General features: G+C 56.8%; 1 protein-coding gene. It reads left to right on the top strand.

The genetic code is table 11. The annotated features are described in order from the left end of the window. Positions 1-18: 18 nt before the first annotated feature. Positions 19-220 (top strand): hypothetical protein (locus AF337_RS44335; protein ID WP_210168057.1); only part of this gene is annotated, 202 nt, incomplete at its 3' end.

The following is a 220-nucleotide window of genomic DNA, read 5'->3' as shown; positions in this document are numbered from 1 at the left end:
CTTTTGCGGTCATCGTCGATGTGGTCCATCAGTTACGGCGTCTTTGGCGGGAATGCAGGAAACACCACAGCATGTTGCGACGGTCAAGGCGTGGCACACCGCCAACCCGCTCCGCGCGATTTCACGCGGATCGGCTGGCAAGCCCGGTTATTTGAAGTTGTGCTTCATTTCCTTCACGGCGATGTCGCCATCCAGAACCATTGGCTCATCATCGAGGAAC

Origin of the sequence: Rhizobium ecuadorense, from assembly GCF_001187535.1 — a bacterium.
Lineage (GTDB): Bacteria > Pseudomonadota > Alphaproteobacteria > Rhizobiales > Rhizobiaceae > Rhizobium > Rhizobium ecuadorense.
This window is presented reverse-complemented; position numbering and strand designations above follow the sequence as displayed.